Origin of the sequence: Streptomyces sp. NPDC058221, assembly GCF_042882365.1 — a bacterium.
Classification (GTDB): domain Bacteria; phylum Actinomycetota; class Actinomycetes; order Streptomycetales; family Streptomycetaceae; genus Streptomyces.
In genome coordinates this window covers 17016-41204 of record NZ_JBHVWF010000063.1, presented here as the reverse complement: position 1 = coordinate 41204, position 24189 = coordinate 17016, and the positions used below count along the sequence as shown (strand labels likewise).

Annotated in this window: 23 protein-coding genes; 13 read left to right on the top strand and 10 right to left on the bottom strand. The window is 71.8% G+C overall.

Features of this window, described 5'->3' with window-relative positions:
- Window positions 1-155: 155 nt before the first annotated feature.
- From gap to ACFVW8_RS20950, 3 genes are all read right to left on the bottom strand, one after another.
- Window positions 156-1154 carry a type I glyceraldehyde-3-phosphate dehydrogenase gene (gene gap, locus ACFVW8_RS20960; protein ID WP_389692101.1) on the bottom strand — a complete coding sequence of 333 codons (999 nt, stop codon included), beginning with the start codon at window positions 1152-1154 and terminating at the stop codon, window positions 156-158.
- Window positions 1155-1261: 107 nt separating this feature from the next.
- Entirely contained in the window at window positions 1262-2218 is a 957-nt protein-coding gene (locus ACFVW8_RS20955; RefSeq protein ID WP_389692099.1) for a GlxA family transcriptional regulator, read from the bottom strand.
- 90 nt (window positions 2219-2308) lie between these two features.
- The gene (locus ACFVW8_RS20950) at window positions 2309-3136 is read right to left on the bottom strand and encodes an alpha/beta hydrolase (RefSeq protein ID WP_389692105.1); all 828 of its coding nucleotides are present in this window, start codon (window positions 3134-3136) and stop codon (window positions 2309-2311) included.
- A 189-nt stretch (window positions 3137-3325) separates the two neighbouring features.
- Between ACFVW8_RS20950 and ACFVW8_RS20945 the strand changes: the two genes are divergently transcribed.
- The gene (locus tag ACFVW8_RS20945; protein ID WP_389692097.1) at window positions 3326-3796 is read left to right on the top strand and encodes a winged helix-turn-helix transcriptional regulator; all 471 of its coding nucleotides are present in this window, start codon (window positions 3326-3328) and stop codon (window positions 3794-3796) included.
- A gap of 64 nt (window positions 3797-3860) precedes the next feature.
- Here the strand turns inward: ACFVW8_RS20945 and ACFVW8_RS20940 are convergent, their stop codons facing one another.
- A complete protein-coding gene (locus ACFVW8_RS20940; RefSeq protein ID WP_389692095.1) occupies window positions 3861-4823 on the bottom strand; it encodes a zinc-binding dehydrogenase in 963 nt (320 codons plus the stop codon).
- 128 nt (window positions 4824-4951) lie between these two features.
- Here ACFVW8_RS20940 and ACFVW8_RS20935 point away from each other — a divergent pair, with 128 nt between their 5' ends.
- The 3 genes from ACFVW8_RS20935 (at window position 4952) to ACFVW8_RS20925 (ending at window position 7749) form a co-directional block, all read left to right on the top strand.
- Window positions 4952-5584: a TetR/AcrR family transcriptional regulator gene (locus ACFVW8_RS20935; RefSeq protein ID WP_389692093.1), complete on the top strand. Its 633-nt coding sequence runs from the start codon at window positions 4952-4954 to the stop codon at window positions 5582-5584.
- A 108-nt stretch (window positions 5585-5692) separates the two neighbouring features.
- Entirely contained in the window at window positions 5693-6775 is a 1083-nt protein-coding gene (locus ACFVW8_RS20930; protein WP_389692091.1) for a pyridoxal-phosphate dependent enzyme, read from the top strand.
- A 59-nt stretch (window positions 6776-6834) separates the two neighbouring features.
- On the top strand, window positions 6835-7749 hold the full coding sequence (locus tag ACFVW8_RS20925; RefSeq protein ID WP_389692089.1) for a GNAT family N-acetyltransferase: 915 nt from the start codon (window positions 6835-6837) through the stop codon (window positions 7747-7749).
- A gap of 26 nt (window positions 7750-7775) precedes the next feature.
- Here ACFVW8_RS20925 and ACFVW8_RS20920 read toward each other — a convergent pair whose 3' ends face one another.
- The gene (locus ACFVW8_RS20920) at window positions 7776-8708 is read right to left on the bottom strand and encodes a hypothetical protein (protein WP_389692087.1); all 933 of its coding nucleotides are present in this window, start codon (window positions 8706-8708) and stop codon (window positions 7776-7778) included.
- A gap of 262 nt (window positions 8709-8970) precedes the next feature.
- Window positions 8971-9177, bottom strand: a complete 207-nt coding sequence (locus ACFVW8_RS20915) for a hypothetical protein (RefSeq protein ID WP_389692085.1) — start codon at window positions 9175-9177, stop codon at window positions 8971-8973.
- Window positions 9178-9290: 113 nt separating this feature from the next.
- Between ACFVW8_RS20915 and argC the strand changes: the two genes are divergently transcribed.
- Genes argC through ACFVW8_RS20890 form a run of 5 tightly spaced genes read left to right on the top strand, consistent with a single transcriptional unit; the run spans window position 9291 to window position 14118 of the window.
- The gene (argC, locus tag ACFVW8_RS20910) at window positions 9291-10319 is read left to right on the top strand and encodes an N-acetyl-gamma-glutamyl-phosphate reductase (RefSeq protein WP_389692083.1); all 1029 of its coding nucleotides are present in this window, start codon (window positions 9291-9293) and stop codon (window positions 10317-10319) included.
- Window positions 10316-11470 carry a bifunctional glutamate N-acetyltransferase/amino-acid acetyltransferase ArgJ gene (gene argJ / locus ACFVW8_RS20905; protein ID WP_389692081.1) on the top strand — a complete coding sequence of 385 codons (1155 nt, stop codon included), beginning with the start codon at window positions 10316-10318 and terminating at the stop codon, window positions 11468-11470. The genes argC and argJ overlap by 4 nt, the downstream gene beginning before the upstream one ends.
- On the top strand, window positions 11467-12369 hold the full coding sequence (gene argB, locus ACFVW8_RS20900) for an acetylglutamate kinase (RefSeq protein WP_327336035.1): 903 nt from the start codon (window positions 11467-11469) through the stop codon (window positions 12367-12369). The genes argJ and argB overlap by 4 nt, the downstream gene beginning before the upstream one ends.
- Window positions 12366-13556 carry an acetylornithine transaminase gene (locus ACFVW8_RS20895; RefSeq protein ID WP_389692079.1) on the top strand — a complete coding sequence of 397 codons (1191 nt, stop codon included), beginning with the start codon at window positions 12366-12368 and terminating at the stop codon, window positions 13554-13556. Before argB ends, ACFVW8_RS20895 begins: the two co-directional genes overlap by 4 nt.
- Before the next feature lie 25 nt (window positions 13557-13581).
- Entirely contained in the window at window positions 13582-14118 is a 537-nt protein-coding gene (locus tag ACFVW8_RS20890) for an arginine repressor (protein ID WP_389692077.1), read from the top strand.
- Between the two features lie 13 nt (window positions 14119-14131).
- On the opposite strand, the gene ACFVW8_RS20885 is transcribed toward ACFVW8_RS20890, so the two are convergent.
- The 3 genes from ACFVW8_RS20885 to ACFVW8_RS20875 all read right to left on the bottom strand — a co-directional run bounded on the left by ACFVW8_RS20885 (window position 14132) and on the right by ACFVW8_RS20875 (window position 16776).
- Window positions 14132-14833, bottom strand: coding sequence for a L,D-transpeptidase (locus ACFVW8_RS20885; protein WP_389692075.1), 702 nt, complete (start codon window positions 14831-14833; stop codon window positions 14132-14134).
- A 64-nt stretch (window positions 14834-14897) separates the two neighbouring features.
- The gene (locus tag ACFVW8_RS20880) at window positions 14898-15491 is read right to left on the bottom strand and encodes a pyridoxamine 5'-phosphate oxidase family protein (RefSeq protein WP_389692073.1); all 594 of its coding nucleotides are present in this window, start codon (window positions 15489-15491) and stop codon (window positions 14898-14900) included.
- Between the two features lie 43 nt (window positions 15492-15534).
- Window positions 15535-16776, bottom strand: a complete 1242-nt coding sequence (locus ACFVW8_RS20875) for a hypothetical protein (protein WP_389692071.1) — start codon at window positions 16774-16776, stop codon at window positions 15535-15537.
- 180 nt (window positions 16777-16956) lie between these two features.
- Here ACFVW8_RS20875 and ACFVW8_RS20870 point away from each other — a divergent pair, with 180 nt between their 5' ends.
- The 4 genes from ACFVW8_RS20870 (at window position 16957) to ACFVW8_RS20855 (ending at window position 21784) form a co-directional block, all read left to right on the top strand.
- The gene (locus tag ACFVW8_RS20870; protein ID WP_389692069.1) at window positions 16957-18150 is read left to right on the top strand and encodes an argininosuccinate synthase; all 1194 of its coding nucleotides are present in this window, start codon (window positions 16957-16959) and stop codon (window positions 18148-18150) included.
- An 88-nt stretch (window positions 18151-18238) separates the two neighbouring features.
- Complete coding sequence (argH, locus tag ACFVW8_RS20865) at window positions 18239-19672, top strand: argininosuccinate lyase (RefSeq protein WP_389692067.1); 1434 nt, start codon at window positions 18239-18241, stop codon at window positions 19670-19672.
- Between the two features lie 141 nt (window positions 19673-19813).
- Window positions 19814-20785, top strand: a complete 972-nt coding sequence (locus tag ACFVW8_RS20860; protein WP_389692065.1) for an aldo/keto reductase — start codon at window positions 19814-19816, stop codon at window positions 20783-20785.
- Window positions 20786-20878: 93 nt separating this feature from the next.
- Window positions 20879-21784, top strand: coding sequence for a sigma-70 family RNA polymerase sigma factor (locus tag ACFVW8_RS20855; RefSeq protein ID WP_389692063.1), 906 nt, complete (start codon window positions 20879-20881; stop codon window positions 21782-21784).
- A 36-nt stretch (window positions 21785-21820) separates the two neighbouring features.
- Here the strand turns inward: ACFVW8_RS20855 and helR are convergent, their stop codons facing one another.
- Window positions 21821-23968 carry an RNA polymerase recycling motor ATPase HelR gene (gene helR, locus ACFVW8_RS20850; RefSeq protein ID WP_389692061.1) on the bottom strand — a complete coding sequence of 716 codons (2148 nt, stop codon included), beginning with the start codon at window positions 23966-23968 and terminating at the stop codon, window positions 21821-21823.
- Window positions 23969-24189: the final 221 nt, after the last annotated feature.

The following is a 24189-nucleotide window of genomic DNA, read 5'->3' as shown; positions in this document are numbered from 1 at the left end:
CAGTGGCAAGGAGCAGGAGCCCCGCTCCTGACACCGGCCGCCGGAACCGCAGTGTGGGTGGCCCCTTTCCGTTCGGCCGGAAAGGGGACCACCCACTTGTCATTGCGGCGCCCCTGAGCCCTCACGGGCCCGGGGGAGGCCGTCCCCGGGCCGGCTCAGCGAGTGGCGAGGAGCGTCAGCGTGTCGATCACGCGGTTCGAGAAGCCCCACTCGTTGTCGTACCAGGCGGACACCTTGATGTGGCGGCCGTCGACGCGGGTGAGGGCCGAGTCGAAGATCGACGAGGCGGGGTTGCCCGTGATGTCGGACGACACGAGCGGGTCCTCCGAGTATTCGAGGACGCCTGCCAGCGGCCCCTGCGCCGCGGTCCGGTACGCCGCCAGCACCTCGTCGCGCGACACATCGCGGGCCACGGTGCTGTTGAGCTCGACGATCGAGCCGACCGGGACCGGCACGCGGATGGAGTCGCCCGACAGCTTGCCGTCGAGATTCGGCAGCACGAGACCGATCGCCTTGGCGGCACCCGTCGTGGTCGGCACGATGTTGACCCCGGCGGCGCGGGCCCGGCGGGCGTCGCGGTGCGGGCCGTCCTGCAGGTTCTGCTCCTGCGTGTAGGCGTGCACCGTCGTCATGAACGCGTGCTCGATACCGGCGAGCTCGTCGAGCACCGCGGCCAGCGGGGCAAGCGCGTTGGTCGTGCACGAGGCGTTCGAGACGACCGTGTGCAGCGCCGGGTCGTACGCGTCATTGTTGACGCCGTACGCGAGCGTGACGTCCGCGCCGTCCGACGGCGCGGCGACCAGCACCCTCTTCGCACCCGCGTCGAGGTGGCCGCGGGCCGCCTTCGCCGAGGTGAAGCGGCCGGTCGCCTCCAGCGCGATGTCGACACCGAGCTCGGCCCACGGCAGCTTGGCCGGTTCCCGCTCGGCGAGCACCTTGATGCGGCGGCCGTCGACGACGAGAGTGTCCCCGTCCACGGTCACCGGGCGTCCGAGCCGGCCGGCCGTGGTGTCGAAGGCGAGCAGCCGCGCCAGGGTGGCGGGCTCCGAGAGGTCGTTGACGGCGACGACTTCGAGGTCACTGTCGCGTTCGAGCAGCGCGCGCAGCACGTTGCGTCCGATGCGGCCGAATCCGTTGATGGCGATGCGAGTCATGTGAGAGTCCCTTTCTCCTCGCTCCCAGCATCGGGCTCGCCCCACCCCCCTGACAGCGGCGTGATCGCCATGGTTCGTAAGGATCTCGCCACCCGGGCCGGCCATGGCTATGCGCCGTGGGCGAAGGTGCGCCGGTACTCGCTCGGCGTGGTGCCGAGGATGCGCTGGAAGTGCAGTCGCAGATTGGCCCCGGTGCCGAGTCCGACATCGGCGGCGATCTGCTCGACGCCCAGCTCCGACCGTTCGAGCAGTTCACGGGCCACGTCGACGCGCGCCCGCATGACCCACTGCATCGGGGTGTACCCGGTGTCCTCGGCGAAACGCCGCGAGAACGTACGCGGTGAGACCGCAGCGTGCCGGGCGAGAACCTCCAGGGTGAGCGGTTCGCCGAGCCGGTGCAGCGCCCACTCGCGCGTGGCGGCGAACCGCTCGCCGAGCGGCTCAGGCACGCTGCGCGGCACGTACTGGGCCTGGCCCCCGCTGCGGTAGGGCGCCGCGACCAGGCGCCGGGCCGCGTAGTTCGACGCGGCCACGCCGAGGTCGCCGCGCAGCACGTGCAGACACAGATCGATGCCAGACGCGGCGCCTGCCGACGTCAGCACGCCGCCCTCGTCGACGAACAGGACGTTCTCGTCGACCCGCACGCGCGGATACTTCGCCGCGAGCGCCTTCGTGTAGTGCCAGTGGGTCGTGGCGCGGCGGCCGTCGAGGAGTCCCGTCGCAGCGAGGGCGAAGGCGCCGGTGGAGATGGCGGCGAGGCGCGCGCCCCGGTCATGGGCGGCGATCAGCGCGTCGATGACGGGCTGTGGCGGGTCGTCGCGGTCGGGGAGCCGGTAGCCGGGCACGAAGACGATGTCGGCCCATTCGAGGGCGTCGAGCCCGTGGGTGACGGAGTACGACAGGCCGTCGCCACCGGCCACGAGGCCAGGCGCCGCGCCGCACACCCGCACCTCGTACGGCATGCTCGCGCGGGTGGTGAAGACCTGTGCGGGAATGCCGACATCGAGTGGCTTCGCGCCCTCGAGAACGAGGACCGCGACGTGATGCAGGCGGGGGGCTGGCATGGGAATCGAGGGTACGCGGCAGCCGGGCCCGCCCGGCGGACGACAGGGACGAGCGGCCGCGTTCGTTCGCCCGGGCTGCCGGGATGCAGGTCACTCACGCGCCGATTCCGCTGGCGCCCCGGCCGACAGCAGGAACGGTTCCAGCAGGCGCAGCAGTTCAGCGGGCCGGTGCAGCGGAATGATGTGCCCGCAGTCCTCGATGACATGGCCGACGAGACGGTCCGCCACCGGCCGCAGCTGCTGTTCGAGCGCCCTGCCGACGGGCCGGGCGCCGATGGCCATGGCGGGCACGGTCAGCCGGTCCGTACGGACGGCGTCCCGGATCTGCCCGGCGCTCGCCGGCAGCGCGCGGTAGTACGAGAACGCACACCGCAGAGCCTCGCTCCCGGTGTAGGCGTCGAGGAAGGCCGCACGGACGGCGGGGTCCATCCCCTGCCCGAGCGTGCCCGCGTCCAGGAACCAGTCGATGTACCGGGCTTCCTGCCCGGTGAGCACGGATTCGGCCAGGCCGGGCTCGCTGTGGAAGCCGAACCACCACGGCGGCCCTCCGGCAAGGAACTCCTCGGCGCCCGGGAGACTGCCCAGCAATGACTCCATGACCACCAGCTGCCGGACAAGACCGGGACGGCGCATGGCCAGCAGAAAGGCCGGCGGCGTGCCCGCGTCGATTCCGATGACGGCCGCGGAGCTCTCCCCGAGCGCGTGGAGCAGGGCCTCGGCGTCGGCCGCGAGCGTGCCCGCGTCGTACCCGTCCACCGCCCGGGTGCTCGCCCCGAAGCCCCGCAGGTCCGGCGCGATGACCCGGAACCGGTCCGACAGCCCGTCCATGACATGGGTCCACAGCTGCCAGGTGTGCGGGAAGCCGTGCAGCAGCAGGACGGCGGGCCCCTGCCCCGCGATGGCCACGTTGAGCTCCATGCCGTTGGCGGTGACCCGCCGGACCTCGGTGCCCGGCCTGCGGCGGCTGGTGACGGGACTCGATGCGACGGACACGGGGACTCCTGGGGTCGATGCGGGCCATGCGGTTACCATGAGTGACTACAAAACGATAGGTAACTACTGGGGGAGTGCCAAGAGGGCACTTCCGCGTCAGGTGGTGAGCTCCAGGTGACCTCTCCGGCGCAACGGTCCCCGCAGGGGATTCGCGGAGATCTGTTCGACCCGAAGTGCCCGACCCGCGGCCTGCTCGACCGGATCGGCACGAAGTGGATGTCGATGGCCGTCAAAGTGCTGGCCGAGGCGTCCCCGCAGGAGGTGCGGTTCGCGGAACTGCGGCGCAGGATGCCCGGCATCTCGCAGAAGATGCTGTCCGTCACCCTCCAGGGCCTGACCCGCGACGGTCTGGCCGACCGCCGCGTGGAGCCGACGGTGCCGCCGCGCGTGTACTACCGGCTCACCCCGCTCGGCCTGTCCCTGGAGGAGCCGCTGGCGATGGTGCGCGCCTGGGCCGAGGAACACATGGCCGAGATCGACCGCGCCAACCGGGAGAGCGACGGAGGTGCCGCCTCCTCGGGATCGACAGCCGGCGGCGGCAAGGTGGAGGGAGACCTGCCGGCCATCGGCGAGCCGGTCATGTGACCGGGAGCGGCCGGCTGTTCGGCGCCGGACGACGGGAACGACGGCAGCAGCGGCGCAGCGGACGCTACGGCGTCAGCACGATCCTGCCGAAGACCTCGCCCGCGTCCATCTTCCGGTGCGCCAGCACGGCCTCGTCCAGCGGCAGCAGTTCATGCACCACCGTTTCGATCTCGCCGCGGCCCGCTGCGGCGAACTGTTCGCGCCGCACGGCACGCAGGTCGGCCCGGGAGACGGTGGCCGCGCTGAAGGTCGCGAAGGACATCGACTTCTGGAACGCCGCCATCATCCGCGCACCGAAGTCCGCCGGCGGCCGGCCCGCCACAGCGCCCACGGCCACCATGCGGCCGTTCGGGCGGAGCCTGTCGAAGAAGGACGGCATGTCCGCACCGGCCACCACGTCAATGATCACGTCATAGCCCGAGGGTGCCCCGACCCCTCCTTCGCCGGAGCGGTCCAGCACATGGGTCGCACCGAGCCGGCGCAGCCGCGCGCCGCGCCCGGCCGACGACGTCGTGACGGCCACCGCACCGGCACCGCCCCGAGCCGCGAGCTGTACGGCCATGATCCCGATGCTGCCGGCCGCGCCACGCACCAGGACCCTTTCCCCCGGGGTGAAATGGGCGTGTCTGAGCCCGAAGTGGGCCACCGCACCGGAACTGCCGAGCGTCACCGCGTCGGCGGCGGACAGGTTCTCCGGCAGGGGGAGGATCTCCCCGGCCGCCGCGACGGCGTGCTCGACGTAGCCCCCGCCGGTACCGGTGAAGCCCCACACCCGCCGGCCGGTCCACGACGCGTCGACACCGTCGCCGACGGCGGTCACGGTGCCCGCCACCTCGCTGCCCGGGATGTGGCCCTCCTCGAAGCCGTAGGCGGCCAGCGCCCCGCTTCGGATCACGGTGTCGGCACCGCTGACGCCCACCGCCTCGGTGGTGATCACCACCTCTCCGGCAGCCGGTACGGGCTCCGGCAGGTCGACGACGGCCAGTCCTTCGGGGCCTCCGTACGTCTGGATAGTGATCGCCTTCATGTCGTCTCCGCGTTCTCGATCCGGTCGGGTCCGGTCGTGCTCGGCCGTGCGCGGTGCCTGTTCCGTACGCGGCACCTACGCTTGCGACGGTAATGGACGCCCCCGTCCACTTGGCTGAAGTGAGAGCGATGACCAACCGTTTGCCTCAGACGCTGCGCGCCGACGCGCTGGACAACCGCGAACGCATCCTCGGCGCGGCACGGGAGCTGTTCTCCACCGACGGCCTGAACGTGCCGATGCGGGAGATCGCCCGGCGCGCCGGGGTGGGCCCAGCCACCTTGTACCGTCGTTTCCCGACCAAGCAGCTGCTGGTCGCGGAAGCCTTCGAGGACCAGATGCGCGCCTGCCGCGAGGTCGTCGACGAGGGGTGCGCCGACCCCGATCCGTGGCGTGGCCTCTGCCTGGTGATCGAGAAGATCTGCGAGCTGCACGCCCGCGACCGGGGCTTCACCGAGGCGTTCCTGTCGGCCTTCCCGGGGGAGACGGATGTCGTCGAGGGCCGTACGTACACGCTGAAGGCGGTCGCCGAACTGGCCCGGCGAGCCGGCGAATCGGGGCACCTGCGGTCCGATTTCGTCCTGGACGACCTCATTCTCGTCCTGATGGCGAACAAGGGGATCCAGGCCGCGTCGAGCACCACCCGGATCATGGCCTCCCGGCGCTTCGCGGCCATCGTGATCCAGGCGTTCGAGGCATGCCCGCACCACACACCGCTGCCGCCGACGGCCCGGTTGGCAGCCATGGCACCGGACGGCGTCTGACGGCAGCAACTCTGGAGAAGTGTCCGCAGTCCGGCTCAACAGCTCACCGCGGAGTACCGGATGCAACTGGGACCCCAGCAGCGCCTCGTGGGGTCGTAGGGTTCCTTCATGACGACCCCACATCCCGGCGCCTGGGCCGCCGACGCGATCCGGCGGGTGCGGGAGGACGGCCCGCACCCGGCGCGGACGCCACTGCGCGCGCTTTCGCTGCCCGGGGTTCCGGGCGTCGACATCTATCTCAAGGACGAGTCCGCGCATCCCACCGGCAGCATGAAGTACCGCCTGGTGCGGGCCATGTTCTGCGAGGCGATTGCCCGTCACGCCATCAGGGCGGACACACCGGTGGTCGCGGCCACGAGCGGGGCGGTCGCCGTCGCCGGAGCCCGGTTCTCAAGGCTGCTGGGGCTTGAATTCACCGCGGTCGTACCGGCGAGGACTCCTGCGGACGTCCTGGCCAGGATCGAGGCGGAGGGCGGACGCTGGCAGCGCGGCGAACAGCCGCCGGCCGCGGCCCAGGCGGAGGCGCGGGCACGGGCCGAGCGGACAGGGGGCCACTTCCTGGACCACTTCACCGACGCGGAGCCTGCGGTCGCCGGATGCGGTGAGCCGACGGTCGCCGACGAGATCTTCGATCAACTGGGCGGGGAGCCGCACCCGGTGCCCGAGTGGATCGTCACCGGCGCCGGTACGGGCGCGACGTCGGCGGTCATCGGACGCCATCTGAGGCAGCACGGCCATCCGACCCGGCTGGCCGTCGTGGACCCGGAGAACTCCGCCTACTTTCCCGCGTGGGCGAGCGGGTGCGCCGACTACACCACGGGGATGCCGTCGCGGATTCCGGGCATCGGCCGCCCCCGTACCGAGCCCGGCTTCCGGCCGGCGCTGATCGACCTGATGATCCCGGTGCCGGACGCGGCGTCCCTCGCGGCCGTCCGGTGGCTGCGCACGGCCACCGGGATCGAAGCCGGACCGGCGACCGGCACCAACCTCTGGGGGACATGCCATCTTGTGGCACGGATGCGCGAAGCGGGCGTGCGGGGGAGCGTCGTCACCGTCATCGGCGACGGCGCCGGCCCGTACCGCACCACCCACCTCGACACGGCCTGGGCGCGCGAGCGGGGGCTCGACCCGACGCCGTACGCGACCCGCATCGAGCGGTTCGCCCGCACCGGGGAATGGCCGGCCGGCTGACGGTCGCGGGCAGCCGAAAACACATGTCCCGGTCCATGAGGCGTGGCTAGTGTGATCAGGTGACTGAATTCAACGTCCTTGCGGACAGCGCGGATTGGCAGAAGGACTTCGAGCGACGGCTGACCGCCTCGCACCTGGCGGCCGGGCTCGGTGACGCCGCGGCGCAGAGCCTGGTCGAGGAGGCCCGCGGCTACCTCGCCACCTGGACCGTTGCCGGGATCGAGGATGCCGGGACCCTGGTGGGACACATCGCCGTGTCCGTGGCGGGCGACGACGGCGCGCCCGCGGGCCGCATCGGTGACCTCCACGTCGACGCGGGCCACGCCGGCCGGGGGTACGAACAGGCCGCCCGGGACTGGGCCGAGGCCTGGTGCGCGGAGCGCGGCGCGCGCCGGGTGGACATACGGATCACCGAGCCCGCCGGCGAACTGTTCGACGGCTACGGCGTCCGTGGCCAGCTCAGGGCGCGGCGCATCGCTTCCCCGCCGAAGCCGGTCGACGGCATCGTCGCGCGGCCGATGGCGGAGGCCGAGTTTCCCGTCTGGGCCGCCGGGGAGAAGGCCGCCTACGTCGACGACATCGTCCGGTCGGGGGCCATGGGCCCCGAGGAGGCCGCGCGCAAGTCCGACGACGACTTCGCGAAGCTGCTTCCCCAGGGCCTGTCGACGCCCGACAACACGTTCCTGGTCCTGGAGGCGGCGGGCGAGAGGATCGGCACCGGCTGGCTGAAGCACCGGCACCTCCCGGGGGCCACGTACGGCTACTCGCTGCACATCGAGGAGGCCCACCGCGGCAAGGGGTACGGACGGGCTGCGATGGCGGCCGGTGAACAGGCGACGCTCGCGGCCGGCGACTCGGTGCTGATGTTCACCGTGTGGGGCGGCAACGAGGTGGCGATGAACCTGTACACGAGCGCCGGTTACCGGGTGGTGGAGGAGAGCCGTTCCCTCGGCCTTCCCCGGTCCGAGGCCTGACGGGGTTCGGACGGGCGTGTGCGGCGTCAGGCGGTGGATTCGGCGGTCCCCCCGGCACCTCGGGAAGAGGTGCGGGGTGAACCGAGCCGGTCGTAGAGGGCCGCGAACGCCGTGAAGGTCACAGGCAGGGCCACGGCTGCGCCGACCAGGACGCCGACGATGACGGGGGCGAGGATGCCGGCGTAATACGCGGCGAAGAAGTTCCCCGTCGCCTGTTCGAGGAGCGATCGTACGAGGGGCCGCAGCGGCAGGGCGACCTGCACCACCAGCCGGACCACCCCGGCGGAGAGCACGGCCAGCGGCAGCGCCAGGGCGAGGACGCGGACCCCTCCGGCGCGCGTCCACATCAGCGACCAGGAACGGCGCAGGGCCGCGAGTGGGCCGAGGCCGTCAGCTGCGGCGGCCGGGGCGAGGCCGAGGGCGAGTCGCAGCACCACGGCGACGCATACGGCAGCCACGGGGGAGGCCTCGACGAGTGTGTAGGGCAGTGAGCCGCGTTCCAGGGGCAGCGGGCTGTCGAGCTGGTAGCCGGTGAACCGCTCCGACACGATTTCGGCGATCACGGGCAGAGGCCACACGATCAGGCTGCGCAACGCGTACACGGCGAGCACCGGTCGCACCCGTGCGGGGGTCACGGCACGTGCCGAGTCCTCCCGCGAGGGCTCGCGGGACCCCGCCGCGACGGCCCGCGAGCACACGGTCTGCAGAGCCGCGCTGCCGGTCCCGAGGAGAAGCAGGAAGAGCGGGAGCGTGCAGAGGGCGACCTGTCCCAGGGGGGAGGCGTCGTGCGTATAGGGCTCCTCCATGTGGTGGTACCAGATGCGTTGGTTCCGCATATGGGTGAAGAGGGGCCAGGCGAGCCCGAATATCGCGGCCGTCATCAGCAGCCAGGCCGCTCCCGACAGGCTGACGACGCGTACCGTCGCACTCCCCAGGGGGCCCCGGTCCCGCCGCAACACGGAAAATGTCGTAGCGACCAGGCCGCGTCGCGGACCCCCGCTCGTCGGTTGCACCGTGCGGTCGTGCTGTGTGTGCATGGGGACGAGCCTTCTGTACGTGGTTCGGGTTCCGATTCCGGTTCCGTCCCCGGGAAGGACGCCGGCGGCACCTGGCACGGTTCTCCGGACAGCCCATGGCGCCGGTGAGGGCCGACTGCCGGCTCTCCCGTTCCTCACCGATCGTCGCTGTCCCCGGCCTCGCCACAGCCGCCGTCCACGGAAGTCATTCGCTGCCGAGGCTCCACTTTTCGAGTCCACCGTAGACATGCGTCTGCTGGCAGTGCGGGGCGGCAAAGCCAACGGCTTCGCCACGGCAGACGGCGACGAGGGAGTCCTCGTTCCGCCACCAGGTGTCGGTGATTCCCTCGACTTCGGGTACCCGCTCGAATCCGTCGAGGCCCACATCTTCCGACTGCTGCGCCAACTCCACACGGGCCAGGTGGTGCGCTCAGTCACCGAGCACCGCACGCCACCAGCCCTTTCTTTTCTTTGCATAAAAGTGCGACGCTGCGTATAGTCATGCCATCGACGAGGAGGCTTTCGATGGTGGTACGTGCAGCGGTGGCAGGGGCGAGTGGATACGCCGGCGGGGAACTGCTCCGCCTTCTGCTGGTCCACCCAGAGGTCGAGATCGGGGCCCTCACCGCGAACTCCAACGCGGGACAGCCGCTCGGGGCGTTGCAGCCGCACCTGAGGCCGCTCGCCGGGCGGGTGCTTCAGCCGACCACGCCCGAGGTGCTCGCCGGGCACGACGTGGTCTTTCTCGCGTTGCCGCACGGGCAGTCCGCCGCCGTGGCGGAGCAGCTCGGGGACGAGGTGCTCGTGGTGGACATGGGGGCCGACTTCCGGCTCAAGGACGCCGCTGACTGGGAGAAGTTCTACGCCTCGCCGCACGCCGGGACCTGGCCGTACGGCCTGCCCGAGCTGCCCGGGGGGCGGGCCGCGCTGGCGGGGAGCAAGCGTATCGCGGTGCCCGGCTGCTACCCCACCGCCGTGTCGCTGGCGCTCTTTCCGGCGTACGCGGCCCAGCTCGCCGAGCCCGAGGCCGTGATCGTCGCCGCTTCCGGGACGTCCGGTGCGGGCAAGGCGGCCAAGCCGCATCTGCTCGGGTCCGAGGTGATGGGCAACATGTCGCCGTACGGCGTCGGCGGCGTCCACCGGCACACGCCCGAGATGATCCAGAACCTCGGCGCGGCCGCCGGTGAGCCGGTGACCGTCTCCTTCACACCGACCCTCGCGCCGATGCCCCGCGGCATCCTCGCCACCTGCAGCGCGAAGGCGAAGCCGGGCGTGAGTGCCGAGGTGCTGCGCGCCGCGTACGAGAAGGCCTTCGCGGACGAGCCCTTCGTCGATCTGCTGCCCGAGGGGCAGTGGCCCGCGACCGCCGCCGTGTACGGCTCCAACGCCGTGCAGATCCAGGTCGCGTTCGACGAGGCAGCCGGGCGGATCGTCGTCATCAGCGCCATCGACAACCTCGCCAAGGGCACCGCCGGCGGCGCCCTGCAGAGCATGAACATCGCCCTCGGACTTCCCGAGGACACAGGTCTTTCCACGATCGGAGTCGCACCGTGAGCGTCACGGCAGCACAGGGGTTCTCGGCGGCGGGCATCGCCGCCGGAATCAAGGACAGCGGTAACCCGGACCTGGCCCTCGTGGTCAACAACGGTCCGCGTCGTGCCGCCGCGGGTGTCTTCACCTCCAACCGTGTCAAGGCCGCCCCCGTCCTCTGGTCGGAGCAGGTGCTCAAGGGCGGCGAGGTGACCGCCGTCGTCCTCAACTCCGGTGGCGCCAACGCCTGTACGGGACCGCAGGGCTTCCAGGACACCCACGCCACCGCCGAGAAGGCCGCCGAGGTACTCAAGGGCCACAGCGCCGGTGAGATCGCCGTCGCCTCGACCGGGCTGATCGGTCTGCTGCTCCCCATGGACAAGCTGCTGCCGGGCATCGAGAAGGCCGCGGCTGCGCTGAGCGAACACGGCGGCGAGAAGGCCGCCATCGCCATCAAGACCACCGACAGCGTGCACAAGACCGCGGTCGTGGACCGCGACGGCTGGACCGTCGGAGGCATGGCCAAGGGCGCCGGCATGCTCGCCCCCGGCCTGGCCACGATGCTCGTCGTCCTCACCACCGACGCCGACGTCGCGGCTCCCGCACTCGACGCCGCGCTGCGCGATGCCACCCGCACCACCTTCGACCGGGTCGACTCCGACGGCTGCATGTCCACCAACGACACCGTGCTGCTGCTGGCCTCCGGGGCGAGCGCGATCACCCCGGAGCAGGCGGAGTTCGCCGAGGCCGTACGGGCCGTCTGCGACGACCTGGCCCGGCAGCTGATCGGGGACGCGGAAGGCGCGTCCAAGGACATCCGGATCGAGGTCGTCAACGCCGCGACCGAGGACGACGCCGTCGAGGTGGGCCGCTCCATCGCCCGCAACAACCTCCTCAAGTGCGCGATCCACGGCGAGGACCCCAACTGGGGCCGGGTGCTCTCCGCCATCGGCACGACGAAGGCGGCCTTCGAGCCGGACGAGCTCAACGTCGCCATCAACGGCGTCTGGGTCTGCAGGAAGGGCGGAGTCGGCGAGGACCGCGATCTCGTCGACATGCGCTACCGGGAGGTCGAGATCACCGCCGACCTCGCCGCAGGCACCGAGTCGGCAGTCATCTGGGCCAACGACCTCACCGCGGACTACGTCCACGAGAACAGCGCGTACAGCTCATGACCACCGCGCGGAAGCACACCGCACTCCCGAAGGCGCAGATCCTCATCGAGGCGCTGCCCTGGCTGACCCGGCACAACGGAAAGACCGTCGTCATCAAGTTCGGCGGCAACGCCATGATCGACGAGGAGCTGAAGGCGGCCTTCGCGCAGGACGTCGTCTTTCTGCGGCATGCCGGCCTCAAGCCCGTCGTCGTGCACGGCGGCGGCCCGCAGATCAGCGCCCAGCTCGACAAGCAGGGCCTGGTCAGCGAGTTCAAGGCCGGGCTGCGCGTGACCACGCCCGAGGCGATGGACGTCGTACGGATGGTCCTCGCCGGCCAGGTCCAGCGTGAGCTCGTGGGCCTGCTCAACCAGCACGGTCCGCTCGCTGTCGGCATGACCGGTGAGGACGCCCACACCATCACCGCGACCCAGCACCGGCCGGTGATCGACGGCGAGGCCGTCGACATCGGCCGGGTCGGCGAGATCACCGCGATCGACACCGGAGCCATCCAGGCGCTGCTGGACGACGGCCGTATCCCCGTCATCTCCTCCATCGCCCGTTCGGCGGAGGACAACCACGTCTACAACGTCAACGCCGACACCGCCGCCGCCGCGCTCGCCGCCGCGCTGAACGCGGAGACGCTGATGGTCCTCACCGACGTCGAGGGCCTCTACGAGGACTGGCCCAACAGCGACGACGTGATCAGCCGTCTCACCGCCACCGAGCTGGAGAAGCTGCTGCCGGAGCTCTCCAGCGGAATGGTCCCCAAGATGCAGGGCTGTCTGCACGCCGTGCGCAACGGCGTCGAGACCGCCCGGGTCATCGACGGGCGGGTCCAGCACTCGATCCTGCTGGAGATCTTCACCGACGAGGGAATCGGCACGATGGTCGTGCCCGACGCACAGGGGGAAGCATGACCAACGCAGAGCTCTCGCAGCGCTGGCAGGCCGCGCTGATGGACAACTACGGCACCCCGAAGCTGTCCCTCGTCCGCGGTGAGGGCGCCCGCGTGTGGGACGCCGACGGCACCGAGTACCTCGACTTCGTCGGCGGCATCGCGGTGAACGCGCTGGGCCACGGACACCCCGCCGTCGTCGAGGCCGTCTCCGCCCAGGTCGCCTCCCTCGGCCATGTCTCCAACCTCTTCATCGCCGAGCCGCCCGTCGCGCTCGCCGAACGGCTGCTCCAGCTCTTCGGCCGCTCCGGCAGGGTCTACTTCTCCAACTCGGGCGCCGAGGCCAACGAGGCGGCGTTCAAGATCGGCCGGCTGACCGGGCGTACCCACATGGTCGCCACCGACGGCGCCTTCCACGGCCGGACCATGGGCGCCCTCGCGCTCACCGGCCAGCCGAAGAAGCGTGAGGCCTTCGCCCCGCTGCCGGGTGACGTCACGCATGTCCCGTACGGGGACGCCGAGGCGCTGCGGGCCGCGGTGACCACCGACACCGCGCTGCTGATCATCGAGCCGGTCCAGGGCGAGAACGGTGTGGTCGTCCCGCCCAAGGGCTATCTGGAGGCGGCCCGGGAGATCACCCGCGCCACCGGCACCCTCCTCGTCCTCGACGAGGTGCAGACCGGTATCGGCCGGTGCGGCACCTGGTTCGAGCACCAGCAGCACCAGGGCGTGGAGCCCGATGTGGTGACCCTCGCCAAGGGGCTCGGCGGCGGACTGCCGATCGGCGCCACGGTGGCGTTCGGCGCAGCCGCCGACCTGTTCGAACCCGGCCAGCACGGCACGACGTTCGGCGGCAACCCGGTCGCCTGCGCCGCCGGTCTGGCGGTCCTGGACACGCTGGCCGCCGACGGGGCGCTGGACGACGTGAAGCGGCTCGGCGAGCGGATCCGGGAGGGCGTGGAGGGTCTGGGACACCCCCTGGTCTCCCATGTCCGGGGCTCCGGCCTGCTGCTGGGTATCGTGCTCACCGAGCCCCTCGCGCCCCAGGTGCAGCAGGCGGCTCAGGGAGCCGGACTCCTGGTGAACGCACCCGCACCCGATGTCGTACGGCTGATGCCGCCGCTGATCATCGGTGACGCGGAGGTGGACGCATTCCTCCAGGCGCTGCCCGGAGCGCTCGACGCGGCATACGGACGATCCGGAGAATGACGTTCCGGAGAATGAGGCGACGACGATGACCGAGGCGCAGGAATCCGAGCACGGCGGGCCGTCCGTGCCGCAGACCCGCACGGCCCGCCACCGCCGGATCGTGGACATCCTGAACCGGCAGCCGGTGCGCTCCCAGAGCCAGTTGGCCAAGCTCCTCAGCGACGACGGGCTGAGCGTCACCCAGGCGACGCTCTCCCGGGATCTGGACGAGCTGGGTGCGGTGAAGATCCGCAACACCGGCGGCGAGCTGATCTACGCGGTGCCGAGCGAGGGCGGTTTCCGCACCCCGCACGCACCGCTGGGCGGCTCCGCCAAGGAGGAGCGGATGCGTCGCCTCTCGGCCGAACTGCTCATCTCGGCGGAGGCCTCGGCCAACCTCGTCGTGCTGCGCACCCCGCCGGGCGCCGCGCAGTTCCTCGCCTCGTCCATCGATCAGGCCGAACTGCACGACATCCTCGGCACCATCGCCGGGGACGACACGCTGATGCTGATCAGCCGTGACCCGGCGGGCGGACAGGCGCTCGCCGACCACCTGCTGCGGCTCGCGCAGAACGACCGCTGAAGGCCGGCGGCGGTCAGTAGCGGGTGATCGCGGTCGGGCCCGATCCGGTCCCGATCGCGAGGTGCGGACGACGGGCCGGATCGGCCCAGCCGAGAATCCGGTCCATCGCGGCCGCCGGTACGGAGACACAACCGGCGGTCGCACCACGCCCGTTGACGTGCAGGAAGATTCCGGCGCCCCGGCCGTGCACCGGGCGGTGGTAGTTGAATCCCACGACCAGGGCCCGGACGTACTGCGACGGGTAGGTGATCAGATGCTCGGCCTCGGCCGCCCGGCAGTCGGCGGGCCGCGGCTCCACCCACCGGTTGTACGCACGCGCCGCGTTGTCCTCGCACCACCAGGAGCCCTCGTGGACCCGGCGGTAGGGATAGCGGGTGCCGGGCGGGGCCGCCGCCACCCCGAAGGCGTACGGCAGGTCGTACAGGCCGGTGGGCGTGGTGTCGGTGCCCTGCTCGCGCGAGCTGCCCTCGGTCAGCCCGTTCGCCCCGAAGCGGGCAGGCGCCGAACCGGCTGCCACCCACTGTCCCGAGCGCAGGTTCCACCAGGTGACCGTGCCCGTGGTGGCCCCTGTGGAGGAGGCCTCGGCGGTGATCAGCTGGGAGCCGCCACCCGTGTCGGCCAGCCGCTGCGGCAGCGGCGGGTCCGCCGGGGGCCGGGCCCCGGTCAGGGCGGCGAGAGCGAGCAGGACCGAACAGGCCACCAGACATCTGCGCATGACCCGGACCGTAGACCGGCCCGCGCGGTGCCACCCGCCCGCCTGCTCCGTACGGCCCAACCGCTCACCGCACGGGCGGCAGGGCGGGCAGCGGGAGCGGCAGCCCCGGCAGCCCGTCGATGCTGGTGGCGATGTGCTCCTTCTTCCCGAAGTAGGCGCTGAGCGAGGCGTCGTCGTCACGCGCGAAGCGTTTGGCGTGCAGCGGCCGGTCCTCGTCGTACGACATGAAGGGGACCGCGTACCCGCAGCTGTCCCGGATCAGCCGGGCCGTCACCACGATGATCGCCCGCAGCCCGTGCAGGGTGTGGTCGACCGCGCCGAACCGCCCGAGGAGCTCGGCGAAACGGGGATCGTCACGGAGGACCGCCTCCCCGGTGCCGTGCACCCGCACGATGGTCGGCGGTCCCTGGAAGGCGCACCACATCAGTGTGATCCGGCCGTTCTCGCGGAGGTGGGCGACCGTCTCCGCGTTGCTCCCGGCGAAGTCCAGATACGCCACCCGCAGTTCGTCCAGCACCACGAAGGAGCCGCTGACGCCCTTGGGGGAGAGATTGACCGTGCCGTCGCCGTCCAGTGGCGCGGTCGCCGTGAAGAAGATGTGCTGCTCCTCGATGAAGGTTCGCAGCCGTCCGTCGATGCGTTCGTACGTCTTTCCCATGCGTTCGATTATCTGTCCCGGCTTCCGGAGGGGCAGGGGTATTTCAGCCGCTGGGGCAGGTGTGGCCGGCCGCGCGCAGCAGCCGCTGAGCCGCCACCCGCACCGGACGCGGCCGGTCCGCCGCCGCCCGGTCGCACAGCCACTGCCGCGAGAAGCCCGCCGCGTCCGGCAGCAGCGCCCGGGTGGCAGCCCGGACGACGGCGGACGACGGGTCGTCGAGCAGGGGTGTCAGCCCTTCGCGGGTGACCGCGTCGAGTGCGCGCAGACCGGCGACCGTGTGGAGGCGGACGGCGGGAAGCGGATGGGCCAGCAGCGGCCACAGCAGTGCGGCGTCCGCCTGTACCCCGCACTCGCCGAGCCCCGCGCAGGCCCCGGGGTGTTCGGCCGGAGCGGCGCACATCGACCGGTACAGGGGGAGCGGATCGGTCCCGCCCTGCCGGAGCACGTAGCGGGCACAGGCCCGGACGACGCCCGAACGGTCCGCGAGGAAGCGCCGTGCCTCGTCGTGCCGCCCGGTGCGGCGCAGCGCGGTGACTCCCGCGGCCCGCACCCTCGGTGCACGGGCCGTCAGAAGCGTGACCAGTACCTCGTTGTGGTCCTGTCCGCCCATCGTGGCCATCGCCTCGTCCGCGCACAGGTCCTGCAGCGTCGCGTCGTCGCAGCCCGCGGCGATCCGGGCCAGCCGGACCGGCGTGAGGAGCCGGCGGTCCAGAGCGATGCGGTGGGCGAACCGGCGGGTGGCGCGGTCGCCGCTCACGAGCAGCGTCTCCACCCGCTCGGCGGGCCCCTCGCGCAGCGCCTGTCCGAGCAGGTCCAGGGCGAAGCCGCCCTGACCGCGCCGGGACAGCAGCACCACCAGCTCCGCCCATGGCGCGAGAGCCGCTGGGGGCACCTGTGCCAACAGGGTCCGGGCCCGCTCGCGTACCGGCCCGGCCCAGTCCGCGCACCGGACGATCACGAGTGGCACCAGGGCCGGGACCCCGGCTGCCTGGCCGAGGGCCGCCTCACGGATCCTGCCGTCCGGATGACACAGCGCGAGGGCCAGCTCGCTCTCGCCCGGGGAGGGGCTGCGCAGGCGGACGGACCGCAGCGGTGCGCCCCATTCCCACCGCAGCCGCCGGCCGGCCGGCCGGTCGTGCGCCGGCAACAGGTGCGGAGACTCCCACGCCAGGACGCGCACCCCGAGGTCGAGTGCCGCCCAGGACTGTGCCGAAGAGCAGTCCAGTGCCTCCCGGAGCGGGAGCCCGCGGGCCAGTCGTTCCGCCGCTTCGTGGTCCGTGGTCATGGCCGCCCCCGTGTGTGTGCCGTGCAGGGGGCCGATGCTAGACGCGGCAAAGGAGTCCTGCCCACGCATTATCCGCGCTCACACGCGGCCTCCGCGACTTCTCTCACCTGCAACTTTGACAAACCATACGGAGGAACGCATAGTTATACCTGTCAGCGACTGGACCGTAAGGAGAAACCCGTGACAGAGCGCGTCGTACTCGCCTACTCGGGCGGCCTGGACACCTCCGTCGCCATCGGCTGGATCGCCGAGGAGACGGGCGCCGAGGTCATCGCCGTCGCGGTGGACGTCGGCCAGGGCGGCGAGGACCTCGACGTCATCCGTAAGCGCGCGCTCGCCTGCGGTGCCGTCGAGGCCGAGGTCGCCGACGCCAGGGACGAGTTCGCCGAGGAGTACTGCCTCCCGGCGATCAAGGCCAACGCCCTCTATATGGACCGCTATCCGCTGGTCTCGGCGCTCTCCCGGCCGGCCATCGTCAAGCACCTGGTCGCCGCCGCCGAGAAGCACGGCGCCGGAGTCGTCGCCCACGGCTGCACCGGCAAGGGCAACGACCAGGTCCGCTTCGAGGCCGGCATCTCCGCGCTCGGCCCCGGCCTGAAGTGCATCGCCCCAGTCCGCGACTACGCGATGACCCGGGACAGGGCGATCACCTTCTGCGAGGAGAAGAACCTCCCGATCGCGACCACCAGGAAGTCCCCGTACTCCATCGACCAGAACGTCTTCGGACGCGCCGTCGAGACGGGCTTCCTGGAGGACATCTGGAACGCGCCGATCGAGGACATCTACGAGTACACCGCGAACCCCGCCACCCCGCGCGAGGCCGACGAGGTCGTCATCTCCTTCAAGGAGGGCGTGCCGGTCGCCATCGACGGCAGGCCGGTCACGGTGCTCCAGGCCATCCAGCAGCTCAACGAGCGGGCGGGCGGCCAGGGCATCGGCCGGATCGACATGGTCGAGGACCGGCTCGTGGGCATCAAGTCCCGTGAGGTGTACGAGGCACCGGGCGCGATCGCGCTGATCACCGCCCACCAGGAGCTGGAGAACGTCACCGTCGAGCGCGAACTGGCCCGCTACAAGCGGCAGGTCGAGCAGCGCTGGGGCGAGATGGTCTACGACGGCCTGTGGTACTCCCCGCTCAAGCGCGCCCTGGACGGCTTCATCAACGAGGCCAACCAGCACGTCACCGGCGACATCCGGATGACCCTGCACGCCGGCCGCGCCGTCGTCACCGGCCGTCGGTCCAGCGAGTCGCTGTACGACTTCAACCTCGCCACCTACGACTCCGGTGACACCTTCGACCAGTCCAAGGCACAGGGCTTCATCGAGATCTTCGGCCTCTCGTCGAAGATCGCGGCCAAGCGTGACCTGGTCTGACCCCGCCCCGTTACGTCACCGCCTCCCCGGCCGCCCGCGCGGGGAGGCGGTCGCACATCCACCCCCTTGTTCTTCCGAGGAGCACGCAGTGAGCAACGGCAACGGCAACAGCGACGTACGCCTCTGGGGCGCCCGTTTCGCCGACGGTCCGGCCGAGGCGCTGGCCAGGCTGTCCGCGTCCGTCCACTTCGACTGGCGCCTCGCGCCGTACGACATCGCCGGCTCCCGCGCCCACGCGAGGGTCCTCAACAAGGCGGGTCTGCTCACCGAGGACGAGCTGAAGCGGATGACCGCCGGCCTCGACCAGCTGGAGGCGGATGTCGCGGACGGCTCGTTCACCGGCACGATCGCCGACGAGGACGTCCACACCGCACTGGAGCGCGGTCTGCTGGAGCGGCTCGGTCCCGACCTCGGCGGCAAGCTGCGGGCCGGACGCTCCCGCAACGACCAGATCGCCACGCTCTTCCGGATGTACCTGCGCGATCACGCCCGGATCATCGGCGGCCTCGTCGCCGAGCTGCAGGACGCCCTGGTCGGCCTCGCCGAGGCCCACCCGGACGTGGCCATGCCCGGCCGTACGCACCTCCAGCACGCCCAGCCGGTGCTCTTCGCCCACCACGTCCTGGCCCATGTGCAGCCCCTCTCCCGGGACGCCGAGCGGCTGCGCCAGTGGGATGAGCGGACCGCCGTGTCCCCGTACGGCTCGGGCGCACTCGCCGGCTCGTCGCTCGGCCTCGACCCGGAGGCGGTCGCGGCCGACCTCGGCTTCGAGCGCGGCTCGGTGGCCAACTCCATCGACGGCACGGCCTCGCGGGACTTCGTCGCCGAATTCGCGTTCATCACCGCGATGATCGGCGTCAACCTCTCCCGGATCGCCGAGGAGATCATCATCTGGAACACGAAGGAGTTCTCCTTCGTCACCCTCCACGACGCCTTCTCCACCGGCTCGTCGATCATGCCGCAGAAGAAGAACCCCGACATCGCCGAACTGGCACGGGGCAAGTCGGGACGGCTCATCGGCAACCTCACCGGGCTGATGGCCACGCTGAAGGCCCTGCCGCTCGCGTACAACCGCGACCTCCAGGAGGACAAGGAGCCGGTCTTTGACTCCTGCGACCAGCTGGAGGTCCTGCTGCCCGCCTTCACCGGCATGATGGCCACGCTCACCGTCAACCGCGAGCGCATGGAGGAGCTGGCCCCGGCCGGTTTCTCGCTCGCCACCGACATCGCCGAGTGGCTGGTCAAGCAGGGCGTGCCGTTCCGGGTCGCCCACGAGGTCGCCGGCAGTTGCGTCAAGGAGTGCGAGCGGCACGGCATCGAGCTCGACGAGCTGACCGACGAGCAGTTCGCGAAGATCTCCGAGCACCTCACGCCCGAGGTCCGCACGGTCCTCGACGTGGCCGGCGCGCTGGCCTCCCGCAACGGCCGCGGCGGCACCGCACCCTCCGCGGTCGCCGTCCAGCTGGCCGAGGTCAAGGAGGACCTCGCGACACAGCACGCCTGGGCCGCGGCCCGCAAGTAGCCGGACGGGCATCGCGGGCTACGTTGGTCCGGTGGGGCCTGCCCGGGCCGGGTCCGGGCAGGTGCAACACCATGACCTGTGCGGCAGGCCGGGGCAGGACGGCCCCGGCCGCGTTGCCCCACCGAACACGAGGAGCCCGCGATGCCTTTCGCCCGACTGGCCGGCACCACCACCCCGACCGCCCACATCGGGCTCGGCCTGGCAGCGGTCGGCAGGCCCGGCTACATCAATCTCCACCGTGACCGCGACCTGCCGGACGAGCGCACCGTCGACGCGCTGCGCGCCCGCACCCACGAACTGCTCGACGCCGCCTACGCACAGGGCGTCCGCTACTTCGACGCGGCCCGCTCCTACGGCCGCTCCGAGGAGTTCCTCGCGGACTGGCTGACGGCACGGCCGGAGGTGACCGACGTCGTCATCGGGAGCAAGTGGGGCTACACCTACACCGCCGACTGGACCGTCGACGCCGAGGCGCACGAGGTCAAGGACCACAGCCTCGCCACGTACGAGCGCCAGCGTGCCGAGACCGCCGCGCTGCTCGGTGACCGGCTCGACCTCTACCAGATCCACTCCGTCACCGCGGACAGCTCGGCCCTGACGGACAAGGAGCTGCAGGCCCGCCTCGCCGCGCTCGCCGCCGAGGGGGTCAGTGTCGGCCTCTCCACCAGCGGGCCCGCGCAGGCCGATGCCATCCGGGCCGCCCTGGCCGTCACCGTCGACGGCGAGCCCCTCTTCCGTACCGTCCAGGCGACCTACAACGCGCTGGAGACCTCGGCCGGACCGGCGTTGGCCGAGGCCCATGCCGCCGGACTCACCGTGATCGTCAAGGAGGGCATGGCCAACGGCCGGCTCGCGGGCACGGATGCCCCCGCCGTGGTGCGGGAGATCGCGGCGGAGGAGGGACTGGGGAGCGACGCGGTTGCCCTGGCGCTGGTGCTGCACCAGCCGTGGGCCGGGGTCGTGCTCTCCGGCGCCGCGACCGTCACCCAGCTGTCCGGCAACCTCCACGCGGCCGTCCTCGGCCTCGACGAGGAGCGGCGCGCCCGGCTGGACGCACTGGTGGAGGAGCCGGAGGCCTACTGGCGGCACCGGGCGACGCTGCCCTGGAGCTGAGCCCCGGGGCGCCCGGGCAAGGGGGCAGGGCGGTCACATCGGACGGGTTTGCCGCGTCAGTGCTGTGACGGCACCTGACGCAGGAGGACGGCTGTGGACGAGATCGAGTTCCTGGCGGCACGCTTCGAGGAGAACCGGACCCATCTGAAGGCCGTGGCGTACCGGATGCTCGGCTCCACGAACGAGGCGGAGGACGCGGTCCAGGAGGCCTGGATCCGGCTCGGCCGGTCCGACAGCGCGGCGATCGGGAACCTGGGCGGCTGGCTGACGACCGTGGTCGGGCGGGTCTGTCTCGACATGCTGCGCTCACGCCGGGCCCGTCGCGAGGAGCCCCTGGAGACCGAGGCCTCCGGGGTGGTGCCCGGCCCGTCCGGGCCCGGTCCGGTGCTGGGTCCGGAGCCCGGCGGCGACCCGGAGCAGCAGGCGCTGATCGCCGAATCGGTGGGCCTGGCGATGCTCGTGGTCCTCGAAACGCTCGACCCGGCCGAGCGGCTGGCGTTCGTGCTGCACGACATGTTCGCCGTGCCGTTCGACGAGATCGCCCGCATCGTGGACCGCACCCCGGCCGCGGCCCGGCAGCTCGCCAGCCGGGCCCGCCGCCGGGTGCAGGGCGTCGACCCGGTGCCCGACCCGGGCGCGGTCCGTCGCCGTGAGGTCGTCGATGCCTTCCTGGCCGCGGCCCGCAGCGGGGATTTCGACGCGCTCGTCGCCGTGCTCGACCCCGACGTCGTGGTCCGGTCCGACGGCAGCGCCACCGAGGCCCCCACGCTGGTGCGCGGCGCGGCGAACGTGGCCCGGCGGGCGATCATGTTCGCGCCGTTCTCCAGGTCGGCGCGGTTCGCGCTGGTCGACGGAGCTCCGGCCGTCGTCGCGGAGCGCGACGGGCAGCACTTCTCGGTCATGACGTTCACCATCGAGCGCGGGAGGGTCGTCGAACTGTTCGTGATCGACGACCCCGCCCGGCTGCCCGGCCTCGACCTGACGCTCCTCAACGACTGAGGCGGCGCAGGGCCCGGCACGGCGCGAGGAGCGGCGTCAGGGCGTCGTGAGGATGACGAGCTGCCGGGTCGCCCTGGTCATCGCGACATAGCGGTCGACCGCGCCCTCGATGCCCTCGCCGAACGTCTCCGGGTCGATCAGGACGACCAGGTCGAACTCCAGTCCCTTCGTCAGCTCCGGAGACAGCGACCGCACGCGGGCCGTCGGCCGGAACGTGGGATCGCCGACGACGCAGGCGATCCCGTCGGCATGGGCGGCGAGCCAGGTTTCCAGGACCGATTCCAGCTCCGCGGTTGACCCGTGCACGACGGGCAGGCCGCTGCTGCGGATGGACGCCGGCACGTTGGCGTCCGGGAGCACCTCCCGGATCACCGGCTCGGCCTCCGCCATGATCTCCTCCGGCGTCCGGTAGTTGATGCTCAGAGAGGCCAGGTTGATCCGGTCGAGCCCGATCCGCCTCAGCCGTTCCTGCCACGACTCGGTGAACCCGTGCCTGGCCTGGGCGCGGTCCCCGACGATGGTGAAGCTCCCGGACGGGCAGCGGATCAGCAGCATCTGCCACTGGGCGTCGGTCAGCTCCTGGGCCTCGTCCACGACGACGTGCGCGAACGGGCCCGCGAGCAGATCCGGTTCGGTGCCGGGCACCGCGCTTCCGTCGACGAGAGCCTCCTGCAGGTCCTGGCCGTGCAGCATCGTGACGGCACCCTCACCGTCGTCGTCCGCCTGGAGCAGCGTGTCGATGACCTTGGACATGTGCTCGCGCTCGGCGGCGAGCGTGGCCTGGCGCCGGCGGCTGCGCCGCGACGCCTCGGGGTCACCCAGCCGCTGCCGTGCCGCGTCCAGGAACGGCAGGTCGGACACCGTCCAGGCCTGGGGGTCCGCGCGCTGCAGCAGGGACACCTCGGCACGGCTGAGCCAGGGGGCGCACCTGCGCAGATAGGCGGGGACCGACCACAGGTCCCCCACCACGTCGGCCGCTTCGAGGAGGGGCCACGCGCGGTCGAAGGTCGTCAGCAGCTCCCGGTTCTTCAGCAGCGACTTGCGGAGCACCTCGTCCGTGACATCGCCCTCGTGCTTGTCGACCAGGATCGTGAGCAGCTCCTCCCGGACCTGGTCCCGCGCCTCGTTGTGCGGGGTGCCGGGCTCCGCCGCCTCGAAGGCCACGGCCCAGTCGCCCGGGCTCAGCCAGATGTCGGACCAGTGGGTGGTGACCGTCATCCCCTTGGCGGGCGGCTCCTCGTAGAACCGGGCGGCCGCGTCGACCGCCTTCACCAGCTCCGCGGACGACTTCAGCCGGGCCACCTCCGGATCGGCCTCGACCGCCGCGGCGGTTCCTTCGGCGACGAGGTCGCGCAGCGTGCAGGTCTGCACACCCTCCTCGCCGAGGCTGGGCAGGACGTCGGCGACATAGCCCAGGTAGGGCTGGTGCGGGCCGACGAACAGCACCCCGCCGCGCCGGTGGCCCAGGCGCGGGTCGGAGTACAGGAGATAGGCGGATCGGTGCAGCGCCACCACGGTCTTGCCGGTGCCGGGACCGCCGTCGACGACGAGGGCCCCGCGGGACCCCGCGCGGATGATGGCGTCCTGGTCGGCCTGGATGGTGCCGAGCACGTCCCGCATCCGCGCCGACCGGTTGCTGCCCAGGCTGGCGATGAACGCGGACTGGTCGTCGAGTGCGGCGTGCCCGGCGAACCCGTCCGCCGTGAACACCTCGTCCCAGTAGTCACTGATCCGGCCACGGGTCCAGCGGTACCTGCGGCGGCTCGCCAGCCCCATCGGGTTGGCGTGGGTGGCTCCGAAGAACGGCTCGGCCGCCGGGGAGCGCCAGTCGACGAGCAGCCGGCGGCCCTCGCTGTCCGTGAGGCCGAGCCGGCCGATGTACATGGGCTCGGAGCCGTCCTCGGCGACCATGTGCCCGAGGCACAGGTCGAGACCGAAGCGGCGCAGCGCGCGCAGCCGCGCGGTCAGCCGGTGGATCTCCACGTCCCGGTCCATTGCCTGGCGGCCTGCGCCACCGGGTGTTCTGCGCTCGGCGGCGAGGCGTTCGGTCAGCTCGGTGATCGACGCGTCGAGGCACTCGGCGATGGCCGTGAAGTGCTGCTCGTCGCTCCCGATCAGCGCCGGGTCGGCTTTGGGGGAGAGGCGGTCGGGAAGGGCGAACGCACTGGTGGTCAGGGGATTCACGTCATCAGCTCCGATCTGGGGCCGCTTGCGGTCGGTGCGCGCGGCAGGGCGCCCGGACCCGGGCGACGTGTCCGGCGGTCACGACAGGCGATGCTCCGTCTGCGGTGGCCCGGTGGTCGTCGCCGGTCACAGGGCGGGCGTCGGGGTTTACGGGTTCTCGTGTATGGGGGGGCTTGCTGGGCGGCTCCGTGCGGCTCACCCGGGCATGAGCGGCCTCTCCG